The organism is Corallibacter sp., assembly GCF_048381695.1.
GTDB lineage: Bacteria > Bacteroidota > Bacteroidia > Flavobacteriales > Flavobacteriaceae > Corallibacter > Corallibacter vietnamensis.
This window is the reverse complement of the sequence record NZ_JBLXHI010000022.1, coordinates 1-9,098: the sequence shown is the minus strand read 5'-3', so window position 1 is coordinate 9,098 and position 9,098 is coordinate 1. Positions and strand designations below refer to the sequence as shown.

General features: G+C 29.6%; 11 protein-coding genes. All 11 read right to left on the bottom strand.

Translation table 11 applies throughout. From position 1 onward, the window contains the following. Positions 1 to 82: 82 nt before the first annotated feature. The gene (locus tag ACN5J3_RS14010) at positions 83 to 412 is read right to left on the bottom strand and encodes a hypothetical protein (RefSeq protein WP_418512135.1); all 330 of its coding nucleotides are present in this window, start codon (positions 410 to 412) and stop codon (positions 83 to 85) included. Between the two features lie 5 nt (positions 413 to 417). Then, the gene (locus ACN5J3_RS14005) at positions 418 to 642 is read right to left on the bottom strand and encodes a hypothetical protein (protein WP_418512134.1); all 225 of its coding nucleotides are present in this window, start codon (positions 640 to 642) and stop codon (positions 418 to 420) included. Positions 643 to 913: 271 nt separating this feature from the next. After that, positions 914 to 1,423, bottom strand: a complete 510-nt coding sequence (locus ACN5J3_RS14000) for a hypothetical protein (RefSeq protein ID WP_418512133.1) — start codon at positions 1,421 to 1,423, stop codon at positions 914 to 916. Between the two features lie 145 nt (positions 1,424 to 1,568). After that, positions 1,569 to 2,432: a DUF2971 domain-containing protein gene (locus tag ACN5J3_RS13995; protein WP_418512131.1), complete on the bottom strand. Its 864-nt coding sequence runs from the start codon at positions 2,430 to 2,432 to the stop codon at positions 1,569 to 1,571. Between the two features lie 246 nt (positions 2,433 to 2,678). Continuing rightward, a complete protein-coding gene (locus tag ACN5J3_RS13990) occupies positions 2,679 to 3,341 on the bottom strand; it encodes a hypothetical protein (protein WP_418512130.1) in 663 nt (220 codons plus the stop codon). Positions 3,342 to 3,427: 86 nt separating this feature from the next. Beyond that, positions 3,428 to 4,876 (bottom strand): MBOAT family O-acyltransferase, encoded by a 1,449-nt coding sequence (locus ACN5J3_RS13985; RefSeq protein WP_418512129.1) that lies wholly within the window; start codon positions 4,874 to 4,876, stop codon positions 3,428 to 3,430. Between the two features lie 41 nt (positions 4,877 to 4,917). Continuing rightward, positions 4,918 to 5,808, bottom strand: a complete 891-nt coding sequence (locus ACN5J3_RS13980) for a hypothetical protein (protein ID WP_418512128.1) — start codon at positions 5,806 to 5,808, stop codon at positions 4,918 to 4,920. A gap of 75 nt (positions 5,809 to 5,883) precedes the next feature. Continuing rightward, positions 5,884 to 6,438 carry a hypothetical protein gene (locus tag ACN5J3_RS13975; protein WP_418512127.1) on the bottom strand — a complete coding sequence of 185 codons (555 nt, stop codon included), beginning with the start codon at positions 6,436 to 6,438 and terminating at the stop codon, positions 5,884 to 5,886. Between the two features lie 109 nt (positions 6,439 to 6,547). Then, positions 6,548 to 7,165, bottom strand: a complete 618-nt coding sequence (locus ACN5J3_RS13970) for a hypothetical protein (RefSeq protein WP_418512126.1) — start codon at positions 7,163 to 7,165, stop codon at positions 6,548 to 6,550. 67 nt (positions 7,166 to 7,232) lie between these two features. Further along, the gene (locus ACN5J3_RS13965) at positions 7,233 to 8,126 is read right to left on the bottom strand and encodes a DUF6624 domain-containing protein (protein WP_418512125.1); all 894 of its coding nucleotides are present in this window, start codon (positions 8,124 to 8,126) and stop codon (positions 7,233 to 7,235) included. Positions 8,127 to 8,374: 248 nt separating this feature from the next. Next, the gene (locus ACN5J3_RS13960; protein ID WP_418512124.1) at positions 8,375 to 8,878 is read right to left on the bottom strand and encodes a hypothetical protein; all 504 of its coding nucleotides are present in this window, start codon (positions 8,876 to 8,878) and stop codon (positions 8,375 to 8,377) included. Between the last annotated feature and the right edge of the window lie 220 nt (positions 8,879 to 9,098).

Below are 9,098 nucleotides of genomic sequence, written 5' to 3'. Positions count from 1 at the left end.
ATTGCCTTATGATGAAAACTATGTTTCAAAATTAGTTTAAAGTTATTTGTTTTTTAACTCAGTTCTTTGTTGTAGCACGTTTTTATTTTTTCTTTATCGATTTACTAAAATCTCCTTTTGCCCATTTCTCTTGTAATTCAAGATACTTTTCTTTTGGTTCGCAAGTCAACCAATCAATATCGTTTTCTTTACAGATTTTAGTATGGAATAAAAGTCCAATTAATGGATGAACAATTATGAATATCATTCCCCAATGCCCTAACCAATGAACCAAAGCAAATGATACTCCAATATAAAAAATAAATTTCCCTGGTATTTTCCATTTAGGGCGTACAAATCGTCCATTATGTAAATATCCAACAATCCAAATCAAGGCAGCAATAATTAAATAAATTAGTTCAATACTTTTCATTCTTTTTATTTTTTCTGACTTAAATTATCAATACGAATGGTTTTTATATTTTTATTATACTCACTTTTCTCAACTGTTTTAGACACCATTTCAATGTCGGGCTTTTTAAATGTGCTTGGATGTTCAAATGCACTCAATTGACTTTCACCTTTATGCTTCTTCTTTTTAATTATATTAATTATAAGAAATGCAACAAATAAAAATGATATGATTAGTACTAAAGAATTCACGAAACCTTTTTGTAGTTTATATCAAATATCATTCATTTATATTTTATATGCCATTTTGTCAAATGAGTAAATTCTGAGTGAGTTCATAAATGTGCTACAACGTTTAGTATATGGCAAGTAGGGCAGTAGAAAGCACTGAGCTTTCAAATTTGCTCTGAGCCAAAGCGTTGTATTTTGTTTTTAATTTATTCATTCTTAAAAGCCAAATCAACGATTTGGCGGTATTGGTAAAAAGCACTGAACTTTTGTAAACCACCGAACGCCCTATTTGCTATATACCGTGTTGTGCTTTCGTTTTTTCTTTTATTTTTTTCAGTATTCTATCTTCGAACTCCTCCTTATCGGGCTTGTTTTTCCACCACCAAAAACTCTCGTTTATGGTTCTCCATTTCTCTAAAGTCAAACCACTGTTTATGCCGACAAAAGCAAACGTTGTTGAGTTTTTAGTTTTGGGTCTTGTCCAAGTGTGGAGGATTTCGTTTTTGTCAGGATAATAGAAATAAACAGAATGCCAATAGTCATTCTCGTCTCTTCTTCCATCTTTTAGATCAAAGAACTGTCCATTTGGAATGTTTACTTTTTTAGTTAAGTCTAATTCAGGATTTTCGCTCTTGACCTCATAAATTATAGTCAGTAATGAGTCCTCAGGTATATCGAAAACATAAGCCTCCGCTCTTGCATACGAACCTGGAGCTATCAACCAAGCTCCCAAATAAGCTATGAAAAGGAATATTACTATTCCACCGAGTGATCCGAAAGCTATTTTACTGTTTTTTTTCATCTAATGAAGCACAACGTTAGCGTATAAATTTCAGTTGCGGAAAATCGGTATGATTTTCCGATTGAGACTGAAAGATAGAAAATTGCAATGAATTTCCGTAGGAAATTCAGTAGCAATTGAATTTATACATTGTTGGCAATTGGCTTTATTTCAATTCAAGATTGGAGTCGTAAATATCAAATCCAATGTCAAATTTTTTTATAATTTCATTAATGTTTTCTTTTGTCCAATCTGTTGATTTTGGATGATGAACTATTTCAAAGTTATATTTTTCAAAGTTTTCCAATTCAATTTTAGTTCCAGGGTAGTTATAAATAGAATTATGCAAATTTTCTATATGACTCCTAGATATATTTGGTTTGTAATTAATTGATGGTATTTCTCTTTCCTTTTCTCTTGCAATTATTCTAAACTCATTTTCGTGTTTGAAACTTATGTCTTTTAAAAAGACACTATCTAATAAGTTGTCAATATATTCTGCAATGTTATTTTTATCTTGAAAGTTAAGGTAATTAACTGGCGAGCAAATTATTTCTTTATCCACTCCATTAGTTCTATATCCATTTTCTTGAATATTTTTTTTGAAATCAGAGTATTTAATTCTTATTGCTAAACTTTTTGGGTCACTGTATAAATTCCACATTGCAACAGATTCCGTTTGTTTTTTTCCAATTACCCAACAACTAGCATAGTTAAAACGTTGTATTTTTTTTAATTCATCTTCTATTCTATTCATCTGTCCGCCCAAAGTGTCGATGGTCATAAATGTTCTCATTTTCTCAAACATTGGATGATTGTCAAGTTCTTTTTTGTGATTTTGATAGAGCAAATGAATAGGTGATATTCCTTCTCTTTTATCTTCGAATTTATCAAGACGAGTTAAATGAAAAGATTTTGAAATAATAAAAGATAAGAATTTATGTAAATCCAAATATTTCCATAAATAATCATCGTCCGAAATGACGTTTTCATTAATAAACTGTATATTTTTTTCGATTTCGTCTGTCATTTTTCAGCTTGTTGCCAACATATAGATAAACACACTAGTGTGTTTATCCATATTATGTTTATACTTCTAAAAATAGTTAAAATTCTTAAAAACTGATCTGGTTTTAGGATTATTTGTGTGTTAGGCTGGTAGTAAATAAAAACCGAATAGACACGAGCACGAAATGCGAACTGTACGTTAGTAAATTTTAGTAAGTAGGAGAGAACAGCGCCATTACTTTTAGCTATTGTTACATGCTTTTTTTGTTTAATAATGATACATGTCTAATTCGTCAAAATCTTTTATTTCAGATAGTTTTATTAGGTTTTCTATATCAATATTACTCCAGATTTCCTTAAATATTTCATCATTACCTTCAGCATTTTCATAGGTGTTCTTTTTAATTAACTTCTTTTTGGTCAAGAAGTTAATACTTGTTATTGTATTTATTATCGGTCCATGATTACTGCTAGAATCGTATCCAATTAATTCAAAGTTAGAGTTTTGGAATCGGAATGTGTATTCCCAATAGCCATATCTACCGTGTCCATAATGTACATACAGTTTTTTGTTTTTAATTTCAATCCATAATTCTGGAGCAAAATAAACGCCGCCATCTTCATTTTCAGATGAAAAGCAGTTGTAGTTTTTATCAACAAATTCATAACCCTTTTCATTTTTAAATAATACAATAATGCCGCGTCTGTTTTTATCAACTTTTTTATCAAATCTATTGAGAACAATATGTGATGAGTCGGTCTTTTTTATTATCAAAACACAGTCTTCTAATCCATCATTATTAAGGTCTCCAAAATATTTTTCAAATACCACATATCCTTTCGGTATAAAATCAGATGGCTGACTTTTTTGTGCTTTACAATTAAAAATAGTCAGTATAAAAAAAGCGAATGTCTTTAAAATAATTTGCATTAAGTTTTTTTAAATTAAGGTAGTTGGCTTTTATTAGTATTCATGCATTGTTATAAAGAAAGTTTTAATATTATATAAAGTACATTCTAAAACTGAAAATAAATAAAGGTTTGCTGGTTGCCACTAAATGTGACTATTAAATAAATAATTACATAATACATAGCAAATCTAAAAGGGCGTTTCCATGTTAGGCCAATGTGCTCAATGGCATATTTGCTTTCTCTTCCTAACCATTCAATAATAACAAAAGCGGCAATTATTAAGATGAGCATTAAAGCTTTAAACATTCCTATAAAATAGGGTAGTTCAAACAGCGATGTTGATATCATTTTTGAGATATACCTTAAAGCATGATCAATATTTTCTGCCCTAAAAAAGATCCAAGCAAAAGCGGTTAGCGAAAAAGTTAGTAACATAAAAAATACTTCCTTGATACTAGGAAGTAATCTTCCTTTAGCCACTGTATCTAAATTTTTTCTGTTTTTATTGGTTAGTAAAAGCGGTAAAAAGTAAATAGCATTAAGTGCGCCCCATACTATAAAAGTCCAGTTGGCACCATGCCAAAAACCACTTACAATAAATATTATAAATGTATTTCTAATTTTTATCCAGGAGCTACCACGACTACCACCTAGCGGAATATAAAGGTAATCTCTAAACCATGTAGACAGAGATATATGCCAACGCCTCCAAAACTCTGCTATATCTCTTGAAAAGTAAGGGAAATTAAAGTTCTGTTTTAAGTTAAACCCAAAGAGTCTAGAAGTTCCTATAGCAATATCAGAATATCCTGAAAAATCACCATATATCTGAAAAGAAAAAAACAAAGCTCCTAATGCAAGCGTGCTTCCGTTCATATCTGAAGCGTTATCAAAAATTTGATTTGCAAATTCAGCACAATTATCTGCAATAACTGTTTTTTTAAATAGTCCCCAAAGTATTTGGCGCATGCCATCAACAGCTTTTGAGTAATCAAATGTTCTTTTTTTATAAAATTGCGGCAATAAGTTTGTAGCTCTTTCAATAGGTCCTGCAACTAATTGAGGAAAAAAGCTTACAAATGCTGTAAAGGCTATAAAATCTTTTGTAGGTTCAAGCTTTTTCTTATAGATATCAATGGTATAACTTAATGTTTGAAATGTATAAAAGCTGATACCTACTGGTAAAATAATGTTTAAAGAAGTAGCTTTTATCTCGGCGCCAAATAGTGAAAAGGCAGATACAAAATTGTCAAGAAAGAAGTTGTAATATTTAAAAAAACCAAGAAATCCAAGGTTAACCAGAATACTTACCCACAAGAGTATTTTTCTTTTGGTTGGGTTTTCTTCATCTTTAAGCTTTAGTCCGACACTATAATCAACAACGGTACTAAAAAAAATTAGAGATAAAAACCTCCAATCCCACCAACCATAAAAAATATAACTAGCAACAACTATAAGTAGGTTTTGAAAGCTTAAATTCTTTTTTGCTACAAACCAATAGAGTATAAAAACTATTGGTAAAAAAAATGCAAAATCTATTGAGTTAAAAAGCATGTGTTTCTAATCTTGTTTGTCGTTTATACTTGTGCTAATGTTTATTTTGTATATACACTATTGCGCGTTTTTACTTTTAAACGCTCTTTTATGTAATTGCCTATTAGTATTCCTCCATTTGTATTTAAATGATTGCCATCAGCCATATACTTACTATCAATATCTAGATGTAAATAGTTTTGATACTCTATATCAGGATTTTGTTTTATAAAATCAGCAAGTATTGTATAATATTTTTCTTCAACATTAATTTTATACTTAAAATGTACAGGCATAGAAACAACAACCAGCCTTATATTGTTTGTAGCACATAAATTCACAATCTTTTCAAGGTACTCTAGTTGTGATAAACACATAGTTGTATTAGGATGGTTATAATGAAGATCAATAGTCTCCCCAACAATTTTGTCAGACGGGTTTTCACTCAAGCTTTTAACATATCCCCAATCAGTATCATCTCTTAATAAGTTTGGGAAGTAGCTTACTAACTTTTTTTGAAAAGAAAAGAAATCGATAAAATCATTGTTTTTATATGGTAAATCATATAAATAACGCTCAAAGCTAGAGTTGCCTCGCGCTGTTTTACTACTAAAATATTTTTCAAATATTGGAGCAAAATTATGAACTGATAAACCCAACACTACGGTATTTATGTTACTGTCAGGATATGATAATAAGTTTTTTAGCTTTAAATAGGTGAAATAATGGTGTTCAGCAATTGTTGCATAATTATATGTAGAATCGCTTATTGCGCTTGGAGGTATTCGTTTTATTTCAGAATCCCCCATTAAAATTATTTTGTTTGAAATAGATATGTCATGCCATATATCTTTTCGTTTTTCTTTTTTTGTTATAAATAGTACAAAAACTAACACACAAAAAAGTATTGGAATTATACTAAACTTTAGTAACTGAACTAAATAGTTTCTCATAGAAAATTAAAACTAAAAAAAATTACTGTTTATTGTGATGATATAGTAGGACACAAGTATAATTATAAAAATTGGTTAAAACCCCTTTTTTTTATCTTCTAATTCATGCGCATATTTTGCACCTAGTTCTTGTAGGTCAGCTATAAGAGAGTATAACTCTCGTTCAAGTTCACCTGAAACTCCTTTGTCAATACGTTTTTTAATAAAGTCTAAAAGCGTTTCAGGCTTGCCGTTTCGCATTTGTATCATGTTCAATTCTACAGGATATTCATCATCTGTTAATAGATCATAGAAAATTTCAAATTGATATGAAGAAACAGCTCGTTTGTAAAATTGCTCATTGTCAAAAAGTGCAGTTGTGTCTGCTTTAGGACAAATCAATATTTCTCCATATTCGTTTAAAAAATCAATAACTATCTTTTCCCAAGGTTTATAATCTTGAGGTAAACCTCTAAACTTTAGTATGAATTTTTTTAACTCTTCAACAGGTTCTTTTCCTAAAGTAGAAGCATTCCCATAAGAACCACATACACTTATCATAATTTCACTTTCACTCATTTTTGAATAATCAGTTTGAGCATTTACAGAAAGCGTAAACCCAAGTATAAACAAGGTAAATAACTGTTTCATAGTATAGTTTTCATAATTATAGGTAGGCAATTTTTTATATGCTCTGTTGTGGTATTAAAAATAAGCATTTGTAAGTATGTAGAGACTATTGCATGGTTGTAGTATTTACTCATGCTTTTTTTAGTGTCTCTGCAAGCTCCCAAACAGTTTGCTTGCCAAATTCTCCATAATAGGCCATATAGTTTCCTTTTGAATCTATAACAACAAAACTAAAGCAAGGGTAGTGATACTTGAAGAACAATTTTTCAATAAATTGATTGTTATCCTTTTTCCAACCTATCTTTCTTTTGTAATAATACTTTAGGTTTTCATCATCTTTATAAATCCAATGATGACTTATACCACTAATTTTTTTTAATTTTTTCAAATAATCACTGTCAAAAACATTCCATGTAGAATATTTTTCTGCCTTATTACAACTGTCTTTCCCAGGATAGTATATTATCACAACTAAATCATCTTCAATGGTGTTTTTAATTTGTAAGTTTTCTTTTAGCTTCTCAAATTGATTTTTGTTTAATCTTCCAATTGGTCTTCTTCTAACCAGTAAACATTGAACTAATGTATCATTCTCAAAATATAAATCAAGGTATTTCCCTGTTTTCATTCCCATTGTAAAGGCTTCATGATCTACTTCTTTATGGTTTTCATTCAAATAAATGATTTTTTTTTCTTGAGAAAAGAGGTTTAAGCATGTAAAAAGAGAAAATAGTATAAAGTATTTCATTTTTTCAAATTAGTAATAGTAGTTCAATATATGATACATTTTGTGCAAGCAACCTAATGAATTATAGTTATTTGTTTTCCTCAATTATTGTTTTGGCATTTTGGTTTTCTGGGTTTAGTTCTAAAGATTTTTTATAAGCTTTTATGCCTTCTTCCTTTTTATCAAGAATTAATAAGCATTCGCCTAAACTATCCCAAGTATTGAATGCATTTGGATATAGCTCGGTATTAAGTTTAAAAACTTTTAATGCGTCTTCATTTTGATTTTGCCTCATTAAGTTATAACCAAAGCTATTTATTCCACTTTCAGAAATATCGTATTCAGAGTTGTTTTTGTTTTCAGATTTTATGATTTCAATCATGTCATCAATAGACTTTCCTTGAGCTAAAAGATCAGACAGTTTTTTTTTGTTCATTTGTTTAACTTTCTCTCTCTGTTGCGCTAAAGTTTCTACGCCATATTCAATGCGTTCTAAATCAGAAATTTTAGTAGTATCAATTTCACCACGTTTCCAAGGTTCATCTCCCATTTTTTGATATTGAGTGCCATAAATTTGTGGTTCTCCTTTGCTTAATAAATACCTATCTGTTGCTGCCGCAAAAAGCCATTTGTTAATTGTAGTATCTGTTTCAATAGCTTTTTTCATAAGTTTCACGGCCAATCCGTAATCAGTTGAGTCATTACCATGTTGAAAAACCATAGCAGCATTTTTATAATCCATACCAGTATTTACTTTTCCTGAATCCAAAAGCTGATGCACGCGTACTCTTCTTAAACTATCATTTTTACTAACCTCAAACCAATCAATATCGTCTGTCATGCGGTCATTTTGATCATTCTGATAAATTTCAATCAATTCACTATTGTCGGTTTCAACAATTTTATTTTTAGGTTCCTGTTTATTTTCATTTTTACAACTCAAAATCAGAATTACTAAAATCAGATAAATTGTTTTTTTCATAAGTATTAGTTTTAAATTACAAACAGCATTTTTGAGAACGATTACTAATTTAAAAAATCTATATGCCGTAAGCGAAAGATAACGAAAAGAATTGATATTCAAATTAATGTAAGAGTAGGAGGTATGATGAGTGCGTTAGCAAACCTTTGCTATTGCAAAAAGCGGATTGTCTTATGATGAAAACTATGTTTCAAAATTAGTTTAAAGTTATTTGTTTTTTAACTCAGTTCTTTGTTGTGCGTTCGTTTTTATTCAATTAATTCTTTTAAATATTTGTGCAGAGATTTTAAAAATTCAATACCTGCATAATTCGGCGTTTCTTTTTCGTAGAAATATCTCCAGTTGACAAAAATCAAATCATTCTCATTTAGTTTATTATGAAATTCATTTTCAGAAATTTTTAAATCAGAAGTTACATTTAAAATGATAGAGTCTCTTATTTCACTTGGTAATTTCGTAAATAATTTATTCAGTTCGTGTATTCTAAACTCTTTGTTTAATTTTTGTCTTATGATTAATTTGAATGTCAATTCAATTGATAATCCTAAAAGAACAATAGCTGGAATTCTTTGCGTTGCTAATAGTGTGTTAATACCTAAATCATCAGAATTTTGCAAATGTTTAAGATGAATAACATTATCTGGTTTTCGTAGTTTTGATAATTCTCTTAAACCATTGTCAGAGATTTTTTCTAATTCAGTACTGGCGTGTTCAAAAATTCGGATTGAGTTTTTTAAATTATCACTATTCATTTTTTATTCCGATTGAGTATGTTGAAATGACGCACAACGGCTTGGCTATGGTTTGTTGCGTGAAAATCCGCGAGGATTTTCAGCCGTAAACCGAAGATAGCAAATTGCAATGAATTCCGATAAGGAATTCAGCCGCAATGAGCTATACACGTCTTAAGTTTGTAAATCACTAAATTTAAATAATAATCAGAAAGAACAAAAGAGAGTATTAAGGTTACTA

Excerpts from the sequence above, each read along its gene's own strand:
- ACN5J3_RS14010 (WP_418512135.1), bottom strand. The coding sequence starts at position 412 with ATGAAAAGTATTGAACTAATTTATTTAATTATTGCTGCCTTGATTTGG.
- ACN5J3_RS14000 (WP_418512133.1), bottom strand. The coding sequence starts at position 1,423 with ATGAAAAAAAACAGTAAAATAGCTTTCGGATCACTCGGTGGAATAGTA.
- ACN5J3_RS13995 (WP_418512131.1), bottom strand. The coding sequence starts at position 2,432 with ATGACAGACGAAATCGAAAAAAATATACAGTTTATTAATGAAAACGTC.
- ACN5J3_RS13990 (WP_418512130.1), bottom strand. The coding sequence starts at position 3,341 with ATGCAAATTATTTTAAAGACATTCGCTTTTTTTATACTGACTATTTTT.
- ACN5J3_RS13985 (WP_418512129.1), bottom strand. The coding sequence starts at position 4,876 with ATGCTTTTTAACTCAATAGATTTTGCATTTTTTTTACCAATAGTTTTT.
- ACN5J3_RS13980 (WP_418512128.1), bottom strand. The coding sequence starts at position 5,808 with ATGAGAAACTATTTAGTTCAGTTACTAAAGTTTAGTATAATTCCAATA.
- ACN5J3_RS13975 (WP_418512127.1), bottom strand. The coding sequence starts at position 6,438 with ATGAAACAGTTATTTACCTTGTTTATACTTGGGTTTACGCTTTCTGTA.
- ACN5J3_RS13970 (WP_418512126.1), bottom strand. The coding sequence starts at position 7,165 with ATGAAATACTTTATACTATTTTCTCTTTTTACATGCTTAAACCTCTTT.
- ACN5J3_RS13965 (WP_418512125.1), bottom strand. The coding sequence starts at position 8,126 with ATGAAAAAAACAATTTATCTGATTTTAGTAATTCTGATTTTGAGTTGT.
- ACN5J3_RS13960 (WP_418512124.1), bottom strand. The coding sequence starts at position 8,878 with ATGAATAGTGATAATTTAAAAAACTCAATCCGAATTTTTGAACACGCC.